Raw genomic sequence first — 14,107 nt, 5'->3', positions numbered from 1 at the left:
ACGGGCCTGGTGTCGGGTGCCGACGGGCTCGATGCTAACAAACATCCGACGGACGGCCGCGCCAGGCGCCGCGCACCATGACGTCCAATATGGCTAAACGCTGATCCAGCACAACGAGATTGGCGTCGTAACCGGCGCGCAGAACGCCCACTCGCTGCAGGCCAAGTGCTCGCGCCGGCGTCGCGGCGGTCGTCTGCACCGCGGCGGCCAGGCCGGCATCGGTATGCACCGTGCGGAACAGCCGATCCATGGTGGCGGTGCTGCCCGCGATCGTCGACGTCCCGTGCACTCGTGCGACACCGGTGACGACATCGATGGGCACCGCGCCGAGCCGAAACGCGCCGTCGGTGCGACCCGCCGCGGCGATCGCGTCGGTGATCATGGCGACGCGGTCCGCTCCCGCCGCCGCGATCACCGCCTTCACCACGTCGGGGTGCAGGTGCACACCGTCGGCGATCACCTCGACGGTCACTCGCGGGTCCTGCAGCAGGACCAGCGCCGGGCCGGGCGCGCGATGGTGCAGCGGCGGCATCGCGTTGAACAGATGCGTACCGACGGTTGCACCCAGCGCGACGGCGTCCCTGGTCTGCTCGTAGGTGGCATCGGTATGTCCCACCGCCACAACGACTCCCGCGTCCACGAAACGCCTGATCGCCGCGTCGGCCCCCGGTAGCTCGGGTGCCAGCGTCACCATTCGGATCGTGCCGTCGCCCGCGGCCAGCACCGCGTCGATCTCTGCGGCGTCCGGGTGACGCATCTGGGTGCGGTCGTGGGCTCCGCAGTGTGCCCGGCTCAGCCACGGCCCCTCTAGGTGGACACCCGCGATGATGCCCCGCCGGGTGGCTTCGGCGAGCGCGCGCACCCCGCCCAGCAGTTCGGACGGCGAGGCGGTCACCAGGCTGGCCAGCGTGGTGGTGGTGCCGTGCCGCAGGTGGAACGCGGCGGCATCGACGATGCCGCCGGCGTCGGTGTAGGAGGCACCCCCGCCGCCGTGCACGTGCATGTCGATAAAGCCCGGCACCACGGTGCAATCGGGGAAGTCGAAGTCGGCCGGGCGGGGCGGGGGGCCGGGCGAGCAGGCCGCGATCCGTCTGCCGGAGGTCTGCAGCCAGCCGGGGTGGCAGACCTGACCGCCGAGCACCATGGTGCCCGCGGCGATCACGGCCATCGGCCGCCGTTTTCCCAGAAGTGGCGGATGTCCTCGAGCTGGCGGCCCTTGGTTTCCGGCGCGTACCGGTACACGAAGACGAACGCGACGGCCGCGAGCGCCGCGAACAGCGCGAAAGTCCCTGCGCCGCCCAGTGAATGGAGCAGGCTCAGGAAAACCGCGGCGATGATGGCGTTAGCCACCAGGTTGGAGGTCAACATGGTGCTCGACCCGATCGAGCGTAGCCGGGACGGGAAGCTTTCGCTGGCGTACACCCAGCCCAGGGAGCCGAAGCCCATGGTGTAGCCGAAGATGAACAGCAGGATGCCGGCGAACCCGGCGATCGTGCCGCCGAAACCCTGTCCGAACACGGCCATCAGCACGACGTCGGCGACGATCATCATGGCGGTGCCCCACAACAGGATTGGCCGCCGGCCCACCCGATCGACCAACAGCAGCGCGACGCCGACGGCCGCCAACCCGGCGACCTGAAGCAGCGCGGGCAGTCCCAGCAACGCGAAATTGCCGGTGAAGCCCATGGCCTGAAAGATTCGGGGGCTGTAATAGATGATCGCGTTGATGCCGGTGATCTGGATCAAAAAGCCGAGGACGACCACGAAAACGGTGGCCCGCAGATACGGGGGCCGCAGCATCTCGGAGGACGCGCCCCCGGTCCCGGGCGGGGCCTCGCTCAACGCGCGGCCGATCTCGGCGAGCTCGTCGTCTACGCGCGCGGTGGGCTCGATCCGCAGCAGTGCCCGCCGGGCGTCGTCCATCCGGCCCTTCAGCACGTACCATCGGGCCGTGTCGGGCATCCGAATCACCAACGGCAGCAACAACACTGCGGGCACGCTGGCCAGCCCCAGCATCCACCGCCAGCTGTGAGTGCCGGCCAGCAGGTAACCGGTCAGGTAGCCGACGATCAGGCCGCTGACGATCGCCAGCTGATAGGCCGTCAGCAGCGAACCCCGCACCGCCGTCGGCGCCGATTCCGCCACAAAGACCGGGACCACCACCACCGTCACGCCGATGGTCAGCCCCAGCAGCAACCGCGCCGTCAGCAACATCGGCATACAGACCGAGAACGCGGCCAGCAGCGCGAAAGCCGCGTAGGCGAACAGGATCAGCACCACCGACCTTTTCCGCCCGATCACGTTGGCCAGCACTCCGGCGCCGAGCGCCCCGGCAATCTGGCCGATCACCACCATCGTCGTCAGCAGTTCCTGCTGGCGCGTGGACAATCCGAAGTCCTCGGTGACGAACAACTGCGCCCCGGCGATGATGGACAGGTCGTAGCCGTAGATGATGCCCACGCTGGCAGCGGTCAGCGCGACCAGCAGTCCGCGCCGCGATCCGATGGGCACGGCTCAGCGGTGTTGCGGTCGGCGGTTCATCGAGCGGGCCATCATGATCAGCGCGAACACCACGATGGTGCCGATCACCGCCACGCCCACCCGGATCGGCATGGCGTCCGCGGATCCGATGATCCCGCCGGCGGCAGCGTTATTGGCGAGCGGGTCCGCGGCGGCGTCGTGCTTGGCCGGCGCCAGGGACGGGTCGGGCGCGATCAGCGAGCCGACCTGTGTGCCCTGTGGCGTGGAGAAGCCGTAGTCCAGCAGGTGCGCGGCCTGTTCCCACGGCGCGATCGGCACCCGCGTCCCGTGCAGCAGCACCGCCACCAGGCGTCGTCCGTCGTGATTGGCCGCACCCACGAACGTCTGGCCCGCGTCGTCGGTGTAACCGGTCTTGCCGCCGAGTGCGCCGGGATACTTGTAGAGCAGCTGGTTGTCGTTCTCCAGCTCGTAGCCCGGGTGGTCGCCGTGGCCGGGAAAGTTGAAGGTCCGCGTCGCGACGATGTCGGCGAACGTCGGGCTCTGCCAGGCGTAGCGGTAGAACAGCCCGATGTCATAAGCCGAGGTGCTCATGCCGGGCGCATCCAGCCCCGACGGCGACGCCGCCCGGGTGTCCTGGCCACCGAGCTTGGCGGCCAGCACATTGATCTTCTCCAGCGCCTGCTGCATGCCGCCCAGCTGCATGGACAGCGCGTGGGCGGCATCGTTGCCGGAGTGCATCAGCAGCCCGTGCAGCAGTTGATTGACGGTGAAGACGCCACCATCTTCGACGCCGACCTTGGTGCCCTCGGCGGCGGCGTCGTCGGCGGTTCCGGGGACCGACTTGTTCAGGTTGAGGGCGTTGATGGAGGCCATCGCGACCAGCACCTTGATGATGCTGGCCGGGCGGTGCCGACCGTGCGGGTCCTTGGCCGCGATGACCGCGCCGCTGTCCAGGTCCGCCACCAGCCAGGCGTCCGCGGAGACGTCGTTCGGCAGCGCCGGCGTATTCGGCGCGGCGACGATGCCGCAGCTGCCCAGTGCGTCACCGCCGACCGGCTTGGCGGGCACCGCCAGCGGGATCGGCGGGTCGCCGGCGGTGGGAGCCTCCGACGAGTCCACCGCGGCCGGGGTGTTCACCTTGTACGGGCAGTTCGCCGGGGCGGCATTGGGTTCGGCACCGGGTTCAGCCTTCGCGAGCGGCATCGTTGCCGGTGCTGCCAACGTGACCGGGGCGGCCATTAGGAAAAGCGCCGCTGCCAGGCATGATGCGGAACGTAACAGGGTCATCGTCTGTGCACAGTATGCGATCGGCGGCCCGAATCCGAGCAGCCGCGCTGTGACTGGTGAGACGGAAGTTACTGGGCGGCGCCGGCGAAGCCGCGATACGCTGGGCACGCGGTCAGCCCGAAAGCCACCCACCGCACTGAATTCGGAGGGGTTTTGCCATTTCACGCGATCGGTTTTGGTCCGCCTGGCGGCGGAATCGTGGCGGCGCGGGCGTTTCGCCCGGTGTCGGCCCGCGAGCGTTGAACGATCTGCTCAAGCAGGTCGAGAAGGCAACGCAGGTACGACGTTCCGGGTTCGACCAGGTGTTGGCGGAGCTGAAGCTGCACCGTGACGCCGCCACCGACCCGGAGCTGCGGTCGGCGCTGGCCTGGCTGTGCAACGCCGTATCGCGGTTCGGGCACAACCCGACCGCCACGCACGCACGTGAGGTGGTGATGGCCGCCGACGCGGTCAGGCGGGTGCCCGCCGGTTAGCGAGGCTCACAGCGTGGTGGCCGCAAGGTCCACATGAGCGACGGCCGGGAAGCTGATCGTGCTCATCCACAGCTTGCCGGCCGCCTCGACCAGGCCGGTGACCGAGCCGAACTCCGGATGCCGGGTGCGCAGGCCGGCGACGGGCGCACCGCTGTCCGGATCGAACGCGACCGCCCAGATCTCCGGCTTGATCTGCGGTTGCAGCCGTTCGGGCAGTCGCCACACCAGCTTGCGAATGATCGGGGCGCGCGGCAGCATCCACTCCAGCGACGCGTTCGCTTCGCTGACCATCGCTGTCCAGATGCGGCCGTCGGCGCCGGTGGACAGGTTGTCGGGCATGCCGGGCAGGTGCACCGCCAACGGCGTCACCGATCCGGCCTGCGGCCCGCTCAGCCAGTACTTCGACAGCCGGCGCGCCTGCGTCTCGGCGAAGACCAGCGCCGACCCGTCGACCGTCGGCGTGAGCCCGTTGGCGAAGTACAGCCCGTCGACCAGCGTGCTGACGGTGCCGTCCGTGCCGAGCCGGAACAACCCGCCGCGCCCGCGGGCCTCCACGATGGGGGCGGTGAAGTGCTCGAAATGAAAGTCGCTCGTCGACTCGGTGAAATAGATTGTCCCGTCGGTTGTTTCGATGACATTGGAGCAGAACTTGAGCCGTCTGCCGGCCACCGATTCCGCGAGCACGTCCAGCGTGCCGCTGTCCGGGTCCAGTGCGAGCAATCCGCGATGGCTGTCGCAGATCAGGACCCGGCCATCGCGGGCGATGTGCAGGCCGAGCGGCCGCCCGCCGGTGTCGGCGACGACCGTGGGGTCGTCGGAGCCGGGGGAAAGCCGCACGATGCGCCCGTCCTCGAGGCCCGTCCACAATTGGCCGGCCGCGTCGACGACGACATCCTCGGGACCGTTGCCGGGCAGCGGGACGACGGTGACGCGCGGGTCCGGCATATCGGGCAACTTCTCGACCGGCGGCGGCTGCCACCGCACCGGGTGGATCGGGGGTTTGCGGGCCATGCCCAGGACTTTAGAGCCGCGCTTGGGCCCGCGTCAGCACCTCACGCACGATGGCTTCGATGGTGTCGAATTCGGCCTGGCCGCTGATCAGCGGCGGCGCCAGCTGGATGACGGAATCGCCGCGGTCGTCGGTGCGGCAGTACAACCCGGCCTCGAACAGCGCCGACGACACCTGGCCGAGCAGCGTGCGGCGTTCGTCGTCGGTGAAGGTCTGCTTGGTCGCCTTGTCCTTGACCAGCTCCACGCCGTAGAAGAAACCCTCGCCGCGCACGTCGCCGACGATGGGCAGGTCGTAGAGTTTTTCCAGGGTGGCTCGGAGGGCGGGCGCGTGGGTCCGGACGTGATCATTGAGGCCCTCACGCTCGAAGATATCGAGGTTGGCCAGCCCCACGGCGGCCGAAACCGGATGGCCGCCAAAGGTATACCCGTGCGGGAACATGGTGGCGCCGTCGTTGAACGGTTCGAACAACCTCTCGCTGGCGATCATGGCGCCGATCGGTGAGTAGCCCGACGTCATTCCCTTGGCGCAGGTGATCATGTCCGGCACGTAGCCGAAGTCGTCGCAGGCGAACATCGACCCGATCCGGCCGAACGCGCAGATCACCTCGTCGGAGACCAGCAGCACATCGTATTCGTCGCAGATCTCGCGCACCCGCTCGAAATACCCTGGGGGAGGCGGGATGCTGCCACCCGCGTTCTGCACCGGCTCCAGGAACACCGCGGCCACGGTGTCGGGGCCCTCGAACTCGATGGCCTCGGCGATCCGGTCGGCGGCCCATTTCCCGAAGGCCTTCGGATCGGTTCCGAACGGCTCGGGCGCGCGGTAGAAGTTGGTGTTGGGCACCCGGAAACCGCCGGGCGTGACCGGCTCGAACGGTGCCTTGTATTTCGGTAGCCCGGTGATCGCGAGGGCGCCCTGAGTGGTGCCGTGGTAGGCGACCGCGCGCGAAATCACCTTGTGCTTACCGGGTTTGCCGGTGAGCTTGAAGTACTGCTTGGCCAGTTTCCACGCGGTCTCGACGGCCTCGGTGCCGCCGGTGGTGAAGAAGACCCGGTTCAGATCGCCGGGCGTGTAGCCGGCGAGGCGTTCGGCGAGCTCGATCGCGGGGGGAGTCGCGTACCCCCACAGTGGGAAGAACGACAGCGTGCCGGCCTGGCGGGCGGCGGCCTCGGCGAGTTCGGTGCGGCCGTGGCCGACCTGCACGGTGAACAGTCCGGACAGGCCGTCGAGGTAGCTCTTGCCGCGGTCGTCGAAGATGGTGACACCCTCGCCGCGGGTGATGATCGGCGGCGTGATGTCCGGGCCATGCCGGGCGAAGTGCAGCCAGAGGTGATCTGTCATGTTGTTGGAGCCTAACGCTAGGCTCGACGACATGACCGCAGCGCAGCAGGTCAGCGAGTTTGAGTCGCTACGGCCCCATCTCATGTCGGTCGCCTACCGGCTCACCGGGACGGTGGCCGATGCCGAGGACATCGTCCAGGACGCCTGGCTGCGCTGGCACCGGCAGGATCCCAAAAAGGGAACAGAGATCACCGACCTGCGGGCCTGGCTTACCACGGTGGTGAGCAGGCTGGGCCTGGACAGGTTGCGTTCGGCCGCGCATCGACGCGAGACCTACACCGGAAACTGGCTGCCCGAGCCGGTGGTCACCGGGTTCGACGCGGCCGATCCGCTGTCCGCGGTGGTGGCCGGCGAGGACGCGCGGTTCGCGGCGATGGTGGTGCTGGAGCGGCTGTCACCCGATCAGCGGGTTGCCTTCGTGTTGCACGACGGGTTCGCCGTGCCGTTCGCGGAGGTGGCACAGGTACTGGGAACCAACGAGGCCGCCGCCCGGCAGCTGGCGTCGCGGGCCCGCAAGGCCGTCGCGGCCGAGGCCCCACCCAAACCCGATCCGGCGCACGACGAAGTGGTCGGAAAGTTGCTGGCCGCCATGGCATCCGGCGATCTGGAAGCCGTGGTGGCGTTGCTGCACCCCGACGTGATCCTGACCGGCGACGCGAATGGCAAGGCGCCCACCGCAATCAACGTCATCCACGGCGCGGACAAGGTGGCCCGATTCTTCTTCGGCCTGGCCCAGCGCTACGGCCCGGCGATGTTCACCTCGTATCAGCTGGGGCTGGTCAACGGCGAGCTGGGCGGCTACACGACCGGCTGCCCCGCCAGTGACGGGTATCGCGAGATGATGCCGCGGATCATGGCGGCGACGGTGCGCGACGGAAAGGTCTGCGCCCTATGGGATGTCGCCAACCCCGACAAATTCACCGGCTCCCCGCTGCGGGCTGGTTGAGCTCCGTGGCCGATGGCGACGACCCGCTGCGCCCGGCTACGCCGCGCTTGCGATCGTCGCTGGCCCAGGGAACCCGGCAGGCGTCACCGGAATTGAAGCCCTGCTCGGTGATGCCCAGCGCGGTGTTCATCCGCGCCCGCATGTTCTCCACCCCGATCTGATAGGTCAGCTCGATCACCCCGGCATCACCGAAGCGGGCCCGCAGATCGGCGACCTGCTCGTCGGTGACGGTGTGGGGATCGGTGGTCATCGCGTCGGCGTAGGCGATGGCGGCGCGCTCGTCGTCACTGAATGCCGCCCCGCTGGCGTAGTCGTCGATCTCCTTCAGGCGCTGGATGTCCAGGCCGTCCAGGCGCTGCAGCATGGACCCGAAGTCGACACACCACGAGCAGCCGACCGTGCGGGCGGTCCAGAACACCGCGAGTTCGCGCACGCTGACCGGCAGCGTCTTCGACGCCCGGTCCAGCATGGTCTCGTGCATGGCGCCGGCGATCATCAGCCCGCGATGATGCGCGGTGACGGTGAAGGGTTCGGGAACTTGGCCATAGCGCCGCTTGGCGATCCGGTACATAATCCGGGTCAGCAATCCGGTGCGCTTGGGCGGCAGAGGCTCGATGCGAGTTTTCTGTGTCATACCGCCTCAGACGAGGCGGGACCGCAATGTGTGACGGCACGGTCGGTCCGATCGGCGTGAGCAGGTGTTTCCCGTCAATAGGTCCGGGTACTCGACTCTCACCCTCGCCACGCCAACCGGTGCGGCAGGGTAACGAGAGGGTGAGGAGACAGGTTATGACCTCTCAAGATGATCAACAGTCGGACAATACGAGGCTGGAACACTTCGATGACCCCGAGTTGGGTAGCGGCGTGCGCGACACCGGCACGGACACTCCCGAACGGGGCCAGGGGGACCGTCCGGCCGGAACCGTAGACGAAGACGCGAATCCGCCTATGAGCGATCCGACCGCGTCGGACACCTACGGCGGCACGGGCGAGTTGCCTCCGCAAGACACGGGGAGTGCGATCCCGCCATACGAGGGACGCCAACAAAGTGCCACGAGCACCCCCGAAGGCACAGGCGCGACGAGCCCCGAGGCGGATTCCGATTACAAGTCACCCAGCCCGGCGAACACCCCTGGCGGTGCGACTCAGTCTCCGGCAGACGAACAACCGGCTTCGGAGATGCCGGAATCCGACCGCGACGACGACGGCGTCGGCCCGGGACACGTGGCGGGTGCTCGGCGGGGCGAGTCAAAGCCCTGATCCGACGACACGCGGCCGCGAAGCCGTCTAGCGCGAGAACATGATCGCGCGCTTGACCTCTTGGATCGCCTTGGTGATCTGGATGCCGCGCGGACAGGCCTCGGTGCAGTTGAACGTGGTGCGGCACCGCCATACGCCGTCGACCTCGTTGAGGATGTCCAGGCGCTCCGCGGCGGCCTCGTCGCGGCTGTCGAAGATGAACCGGTGCGCGTTGACGATCGCCGCCGGGCCGTAGTAGCTGCCCTCGTGCCAGAAGATCGGGCAACTGGTGGTGCACGCCGCGCACAGGATGCACTTGGTGGTGTCGTCGTAGCGGGCCCGGTCGGTCGGGCTCTGGATGCGTTCGCGGGTCGGCGGGTTGCCGGTCGTGATCAGGTACGGCTTCACCGCCCGGTAGGCGTCGAAGAACGGCTCCATGTCGACCACCAGGTCCTTCTCCACCGGCAGCCCACGGATCGGCTCGACCGTGATGGTCAAGGTTTTGTGGCGCTTGCCCGGCCTACTTTTGGGTAGCAGGTCGCGCATCAGCACCTTGCAGGCCAGGCGGTTGACACCGTTGATGCGCATGGCGTCCGAGCCGCACACCCCGTGCGCGCAGGAGCGCCGGAACGTCAGCGTCCCGTCCAGGTAGCTCTTGATGTAGATCAGCAGGTTGAGCATCCGGTCGCTGGGCAGGCACGGCACCCGAAAGCTCTGCCAGCCACCGGTTTCCGCGAAGGCGTCGGGCTGGTCGGGGTTGAAGCGGGCGATCTTGACGGTCACCATCACCGCCCCGTCGGGAATCGCCGGCAGCGGCGGCTCCAGGCTGGTCTCGACCTCGGCTTCCTCTTCGGTTCCGACGCTGTCGGCCATCAGTACTTCCGTTCTTTGGGTTCATAGCGCGTCTGCACCACCGGCTTGAAATCCAGCGCGATGTCGCTCAGCAGGTCGCTGCCCTGCTTGTAGGCCATGGTGTGGCGCATGAAGTTGACGTCGTCGCGGTTGGGGTAGTCCTCGCGGGCGTGGCCACCGCGAGACTCCTTGCGATTCAAAGCGCCGACCACGGTGACCTCGGCGAGTTCCAGCAGGAAGCCCAGCTCGATGGCCTCCAATAGGTCGCTGTTGAATCGTTTCCCCTTGTCGTGCACGCTGATTCGCGCGTACCGCTCCTTCAGCGCGTGGATGTCTGTGAGCGCCTGCTTGAGCGTCTCTTCGGTGCGGAACACCGCGGCGTTGTTGTCCATCGACTGCTGCAACGCGATGCGGATGTCGGCGACGCGCTCGTTGCCGTGCTCGGAGAGGATGTCGCCGACCCAGCCGACGACCATCGCCGCCGGGTCCGGCGGCATGTCCACGAAGTCGTGCCCCCGCGCGTAATTGGCCGCGGCGATGCCGGCCCGGCGACCGAACACGTTGATGTCCAGCAGCGAATTGGTGCCCAGCCGGTTGGCTCCGTGCACCGAAACGCACGCGCACTCACCGGCCGCGTACAGGCCTGGCACCGTAGAAGTGTTGTCCCGCAACACCTGTCCCGTGATGGTGGTGGGGATGCCGCCCATCACATAGTGACAGGTCGGGTAGACGGGGACCAACTCGTGCACCGGGTCCACACCCAGATAGGTGCGGGCGAACTCGGTGATGTCGGGCAGCTTGGCCTCCAGCACGTCCTCACCGAGGTGGCGGACGTCGATGTAGACGTAGTCCTTGTGCGGCCCGGCGCCGCGTCCCTCCAAAACCTCCAAAACCATGGAGCGGGCGACGATGTCGCGCGGTGCCAGGTCGACGATCGTCGGGGCGTAACGCTCCATGAAACGCTCGCCCTCGCCGTTGAGCAGCCGGCCGCCCTCCCCGCGCACCGCCTCGGAGATCAAAATGCCCAGGCCCGCCAGGCCGGTCGGATGGAATTGGTGAAACTCCATGTCCTCCAACGGAAGTCCCTTGCGGAAGACGATGCCGATGCCGTCACCGGTCAGCGTGTGCGCGTTGGAGGTGGTCTTGTACATTCGGCCCGAACCGCCGGTGGCGAGCACCACAGCCTTGCCGTGGAAGACGTGGATGTCGCCGGTGGCCAGCTCGTAGGCGACCACCCCGGTGGCCACCGGCCCGCTCGGGGTCTGGGTGAGCACCAGGTCCAGCGCATAGAACTCGTTGAAGAACTGCACGTCGTGCCGCACACAGTTCTGGTACAGCGTCTGCAGGATCATGTGGCCGGTGCGGTCGGCGGCGTAACAGGCCCGGCGCACCGGGGCCTTGCCGTGGTCGCGGGTGTGTCCGCCGAAGCGGCGCTGGTCGATACGGCCCTCGGGGGTGCGGTTGAACGGCATCCCCATCTTCTCCAGGTCGAGCACCGCGTCGATGGCTTCCTTGCACATGATCTCCACGGCGTCCTGGTCGGCGAGGTAGTCGCCGCCCTTGACGGTGTCGAAGGTGTGCCATTCCCAGTTGTCCTCTTCGACGTTGGCCAGCGCCGCGCACATGCCGCCCTGGGCGGCGCCGGTGTGGCTGCGGGTGGGGTAGAGCTTGGTCAGCACCGCGGTGCGCACCCGCGGACCCGCCTCCACCGCGGCCCGCATGCCGGCACCCCCCGCGCCGACGATCACCACGTCGTATCGGTGTTGGGAGATCACGGGTCAGCCTCCGATATTCGGGTCGAAAGTCAGCAGCACGTAGGTGCCCAGCACCAAGGTGAACCCCATTGACAACAGCAGCAGGCTGTTGAGCCAGAACCTTGTGCTGTCCTTGCGGCTGTAGTCGTCGATGATGGTGCGCAGGCCGTTGCCGCCGTGCAGTTGCGCCAGCCACAGCAGCGCCAAGTCCCAGAACTGCCAGAACGGCGACGCCCAGCGCTGGGCCACGTAGTTGAAGTCGATGCGGTAAACGCCGTCATCCCACATCAGCATGATGAACAGGTGCCCGATCGCCAGCACGAACAACGCGATCCCGGAGAACCGCATGAACAGCCAGGCGAACTTCTCGAAGTTGGGGATGCCGGCCCGCCGCCGTGGCGAGCGGGGGTTGTCCAGGCTGGCGGGGCGGTCGTAGAGGCGCTGCTTGACCGGGGCCACCTGGCCCCGCTGGGATTGCGAGCCCAGCTGAACCTCCGGACTGCTCATCGGAAGTGCTCCATCATGTGGATGACCGTCACGACGCCGGCCGGAACCATCAGCAGCAGGAACACGATGCCGACGATCCAGAACATCAGGCGCTGGTGGCGTGGGCCTTCGGACCAGAAGTCGATCAGGATCACCCGGATCCCGTTCAGTCCGTGGAAGAGCACCGCGGCGACCAGGCCGTATTCCATCAGGCCGACGATGGGCAGCTGATAGTCGTGGATCACGGCGTTGTAGGTCTGCGGGCTGACCCGCAGCATCGCGGCGTCCAAAACGTGGACGAACAGGAAAAAGAAGATCGTCGCGCCGCTGATCCGATGCAGCACCCACGACCACATGCCGGGGTCGCCCCGGTACAGCGTCCGCGGTGGCCTGCGTCTGCGCGAGGGAGCCGATACCGGTGCCGCCGGATCCGCGGTTGTCGGTTGCGTAGTCACCCCAGTCCTCACCGCCTTCTTCCGACTTCAACGTCAGTCACGCCGGGCACTTGAGCTTAGCTCGGACCCGGTGTGGCTTGCGCCAATGTCCGTTACGGGGAAATGCCGTTTTGCGGCTAGGGTGACTGTCGGAATCGGCGATGGGTGAGCGGGGTCTCGTTATGCCTGAGATCGACTGGAATATGTTGCGGGACAAGGCAATCGATGTCTCTGTGGGTGCCTATGCACCGTACTCGCGGTTCCGGGTCGGAGCGGCCGCGCTGGTCGATGACGGCCGGGTGGTCACCGGGTGCAATGTGGAGAACGTCTCATATGGCCTTGGTCTCTGTGCCGAATGCGCCGTGGTGTGCGCGCTGTATGCCACCGGCGGCGGCCGGCTACTCGCGCTGGCGTGTGTGGACGGGCGGGGCTCGGTGCTGATGCCGTGCGGTCGGTGCCGCCAGGTGCTGGCCGAACACGGCGGGCCCGAACTGCTGATCGACCATCCGGGCGGGCCGCGCCGGCTCGGTGACCTGCTGCCGGACGCCTTCGGCCCCGACGAGCTGGCCGCAGGGCGCAGCTGAACGCCTCCGCGAACCGGGGCGCCGCCGCTTGCTGAGCGTTGGCGGTCGGCTTACCGTCATCCGTGTGCAACGGGGGAGCGCACCGATGATGCCGACGGGATCGCTGCCCAGGTTGCTGCCCAGACTCTTGGGTGCGGTGCTGATCGCGGCGGGAATGGCGGCGGCGGGATGCGCGTCGCAATCGCCCACCGCGAAGCCGACACCTTCGTCCGCGGCGTCGGCGTCCGCGTCGTGGGTGGAGGACGCCGTCTCATTCTCGGTGGCGGATATGACGGTGTACGGCACGTTGCGTCATCCGGCAGGGCACGGCCGGGCCGTGCCGGGGGCGCTGTTGATCGCCGGCAGCGGGCCGACGGATCGCAACGGTGACTCGGCCGTCATGCCGGGCCAGATCGACACGCTGCGCAATCTGGCGCAGACCCTGTCCAACGATGGCGTCGCCAGCTTGCGCTACGACAAGCTCGGCACCGGTCAGACCGGGCTCGGCCACTACGCGACGGACCCGACGCAGGTCGATATCGGCGTGTTCCAAGACGAGGCGACCGCCGCGCTGAACTTCCTGGCCGGCCAATCCGGCATCGACCGGACTCACCTCATGGTGCTCGGTCACAGCGAGGGCGCCCTCTACGCGATGATGCTGGCCACCGCCGCGCCCGGGACCGCTCCCGCGGTGCAGGCCCTGGGGCTGGTGGAGCCGGCGAGCCGCCGCATCCTCGACCTGGTGTCCCAGCAGGTCCATGCCCAGGCCGACGCGGCCGTGCGGTCCGGGCGGCTCACCGCCGCGCAGGCTGCCCAAAGCACGGCGGCGATCGACAACGCCATACAAGAGTTCCGCGCGACCGGGAAGGTCCCGCCCGACGAACCGCCGGCGCTGAAGTCGGTGATCAATGCCGCCAATGCGCATGCCCTGTTGCAGGAAGACGCAATCGACCCGGTGGCATTGGCCGCGAAGCTGCCGCGCGCCATGCCGGTGTTGGTCACCTGCAGCGACGCCGATCTTCAGATCACCTGCCAGGACGTCGATTACCTGGTGTCCGGCCTGACCAGCGCGGGCACCAAGACCGACTATGTCCACCTGACCGGTGTGGACCATGTCCTGAAGGACGACGCCAGCAGAACGCCGGCCAACTACACGAAGGCCCTACCGCTCTCCACCCAGCTCGCCGGCGCACTCGCGTCGTTCCTCAAAGAGAACGGGACGACACCCTGAGCCCCCGG

The 14,107-nt window shown here is 67.9% G+C and carries 14 protein-coding genes and 1 pseudogene; 5 read left to right on the top strand and 10 right to left on the bottom strand.

The genetic code is table 11. The features are described 5' to 3' along the window. Nucleotides 1-34: 34 nt before the first annotated feature. Genes nagA through dacB1 form a run of 3 tightly spaced genes read right to left on the bottom strand, consistent with a single transcriptional unit; the run spans nt 35 to nt 3,684 of the window. On the bottom strand, nt 35-1,168 hold the full coding sequence (nagA, locus tag VFW69_RS20965) for an N-acetylglucosamine-6-phosphate deacetylase (RefSeq protein ID WP_526504162.1): 1,134 nt from the start codon (nt 1,166-1,168) through the stop codon (nt 35-37). Beyond that, nucleotides 1,159-2,511, bottom strand: a complete 1,353-nt coding sequence (locus tag VFW69_RS20960) for a sugar porter family MFS transporter (protein ID WP_526504160.1) — start codon at nt 2,509-2,511, stop codon at nt 1,159-1,161. Before VFW69_RS20960 ends, nagA begins: the two co-directional genes overlap by 10 nt. A gap of 3 nt (nt 2,512-2,514) precedes the next feature. After that, a complete protein-coding gene (dacB1, locus tag VFW69_RS20955; RefSeq protein ID WP_526504158.1) occupies nt 2,515-3,684 on the bottom strand; it encodes a D-alanyl-D-alanine carboxypeptidase DacB1 in 1,170 nt (389 codons plus the stop codon). Between the two features lie 323 nt (nt 3,685-4,007). On the opposite strand from dacB1, the gene VFW69_RS20950 reads away from it, so the two are divergent. Next, a complete protein-coding gene (locus tag VFW69_RS20950) occupies nt 4,008-4,241 on the top strand; it encodes a hypothetical protein (RefSeq protein WP_526504156.1) in 234 nt (77 codons plus the stop codon). A 6-nt stretch (nt 4,242-4,247) separates the two neighbouring features. Here the strand turns inward: VFW69_RS20950 and VFW69_RS20945 are convergent, their stop codons facing one another. Both VFW69_RS20945 and VFW69_RS20940 read right to left on the bottom strand, forming a co-directional pair. Further along, nucleotides 4,248-5,252: an SMP-30/gluconolactonase/LRE family protein gene (locus tag VFW69_RS20945; protein ID WP_526504154.1), complete on the bottom strand. Its 1,005-nt coding sequence runs from the start codon at nt 5,250-5,252 to the stop codon at nt 4,248-4,250. 10 nt (nt 5,253-5,262) lie between these two features. Next, nucleotides 5,263-6,627, bottom strand: a complete 1,365-nt coding sequence (locus tag VFW69_RS20940) for an aspartate aminotransferase family protein (protein WP_526504152.1) — start codon at nt 6,625-6,627, stop codon at nt 5,263-5,265. On the opposite strand from VFW69_RS20940, the gene sigJ reads away from it, so the two are divergent. After that, nucleotides 6,626-7,540 (top strand): RNA polymerase sigma factor SigJ, encoded by a 915-nt coding sequence (sigJ, locus tag VFW69_RS20935; protein WP_526504150.1) that lies wholly within the window; start codon nt 6,626-6,628, stop codon nt 7,538-7,540. The two genes, VFW69_RS20940 and sigJ, sit on opposite strands and share 2 nt — an antisense overlap. 52 nt (nt 7,541-7,592) lie before the next feature. On the opposite strand, the pseudogene VFW69_RS20930 reads toward sigJ, so the two are convergent. After that, a pseudogene (locus VFW69_RS20930) lies at nt 7,593-8,208 on the bottom strand (carboxymuconolactone decarboxylase family protein); the annotation flags it as partial. A gap of 121 nt (nt 8,209-8,329) precedes the next feature. Here VFW69_RS20930 and VFW69_RS20925 point away from each other — a divergent pair. After that, a complete protein-coding gene (locus tag VFW69_RS20925; protein WP_526504148.1) occupies nt 8,330-8,800 on the top strand; it encodes a hypothetical protein in 471 nt (156 codons plus the stop codon). 27 nt (nt 8,801-8,827) lie between these two features. Here VFW69_RS20925 and VFW69_RS20920 read toward each other — a convergent pair whose 3' ends face one another. From VFW69_RS20920 to sdhC, 4 genes are read right to left on the bottom strand one after another with little or no spacing between them, the layout of a single operon-like run. After that, nucleotides 8,828-9,652, bottom strand: coding sequence for a succinate dehydrogenase/fumarate reductase iron-sulfur subunit (locus tag VFW69_RS20920; protein ID WP_526504146.1), 825 nt, complete (start codon nt 9,650-9,652; stop codon nt 8,828-8,830). Beyond that, nucleotides 9,652-11,406: a succinate dehydrogenase flavoprotein subunit gene (sdhA, locus tag VFW69_RS20915; protein ID WP_526504144.1), complete on the bottom strand. Its 1,755-nt coding sequence runs from the start codon at nt 11,404-11,406 to the stop codon at nt 9,652-9,654. Before sdhA ends, VFW69_RS20920 begins: the two co-directional genes overlap by 1 nt. A gap of 3 nt (nt 11,407-11,409) precedes the next feature. Beyond that, nucleotides 11,410-11,892 carry a succinate dehydrogenase hydrophobic membrane anchor subunit gene (locus tag VFW69_RS20910; RefSeq protein ID WP_526504142.1) on the bottom strand — a complete coding sequence of 161 codons (483 nt, stop codon included), beginning with the start codon at nt 11,890-11,892 and terminating at the stop codon, nt 11,410-11,412. Beyond that, nucleotides 11,889-12,227, bottom strand: a complete 339-nt coding sequence (gene sdhC, locus VFW69_RS20905) for a succinate dehydrogenase, cytochrome b556 subunit (protein ID WP_526504240.1) — start codon at nt 12,225-12,227, stop codon at nt 11,889-11,891. Before sdhC ends, VFW69_RS20910 begins: the two co-directional genes overlap by 4 nt. A 260-nt stretch (nt 12,228-12,487) precedes the next feature. Here sdhC and VFW69_RS20900 point away from each other — a divergent pair, with 260 nt between their 5' ends. Both VFW69_RS20900 and VFW69_RS20895 read left to right on the top strand, forming a co-directional pair. After that, nucleotides 12,488-12,889 (top strand): cytidine deaminase, encoded by a 402-nt coding sequence (locus tag VFW69_RS20900; protein ID WP_526504140.1) that lies wholly within the window; start codon nt 12,488-12,490, stop codon nt 12,887-12,889. A gap of 136 nt (nt 12,890-13,025) precedes the next feature. Further along, nucleotides 13,026-14,099 (top strand): alpha/beta hydrolase family protein, encoded by a 1,074-nt coding sequence (locus VFW69_RS20895; RefSeq protein WP_526504138.1) that lies wholly within the window; start codon nt 13,026-13,028, stop codon nt 14,097-14,099. Nucleotides 14,100-14,107 lie beyond the last annotated feature (8 nt).

It is taken from the genome of Mycobacterium sp., from assembly GCF_036273375.1.
Classification (GTDB): domain Bacteria; phylum Actinomycetota; class Actinomycetes; order Mycobacteriales; family Mycobacteriaceae; genus Mycobacterium.
This window is presented reverse-complemented; position numbering and strand designations above follow the sequence as displayed.

Bases quoted from the DNA above. Each gene is read 5' to 3' on its own strand.
- VFW69_RS20940 (WP_526504152.1), bottom strand. From the start codon at position 6,627: ATGTCGTCGAGCCTAGCGTTAGGCTCCAACAACATGACAGATCACCTC.
- nagA (WP_526504162.1), bottom strand. From the start codon at position 1,168: ATGGCCGTGATCGCCGCGGGCACCATGGTGCTCGGCGGTCAGGTCTGC.
- sigJ (WP_526504150.1), top strand. From the start codon at position 6,626: ATGACCGCAGCGCAGCAGGTCAGCGAGTTTGAGTCGCTACGGCCCCAT.
- dacB1 (WP_526504158.1), bottom strand. From the start codon at position 3,684: ATGCCGCTCGCGAAGGCTGAACCCGGTGCCGAACCCAATGCCGCCCCG.
- VFW69_RS20900 (WP_526504140.1), top strand. From the start codon at position 12,488: ATGCCTGAGATCGACTGGAATATGTTGCGGGACAAGGCAATCGATGTC.
- VFW69_RS20925 (WP_526504148.1), top strand. From the start codon at position 8,330: ATGACCTCTCAAGATGATCAACAGTCGGACAATACGAGGCTGGAACAC.
- sdhC (WP_526504240.1), bottom strand. From the start codon at position 12,227: ATGTGGTCGTGGGTGCTGCATCGGATCAGCGGCGCGACGATCTTCTTT.
- VFW69_RS20945 (WP_526504154.1), bottom strand. From the start codon at position 5,252: ATGGCCCGCAAACCCCCGATCCACCCGGTGCGGTGGCAGCCGCCGCCG.
- VFW69_RS20910 (WP_526504142.1), bottom strand. From the start codon at position 11,892: ATGAGCAGTCCGGAGGTTCAGCTGGGCTCGCAATCCCAGCGGGGCCAG.
- VFW69_RS20920 (WP_526504146.1), bottom strand. From the start codon at position 9,652: ATGGCCGACAGCGTCGGAACCGAAGAGGAAGCCGAGGTCGAGACCAGC.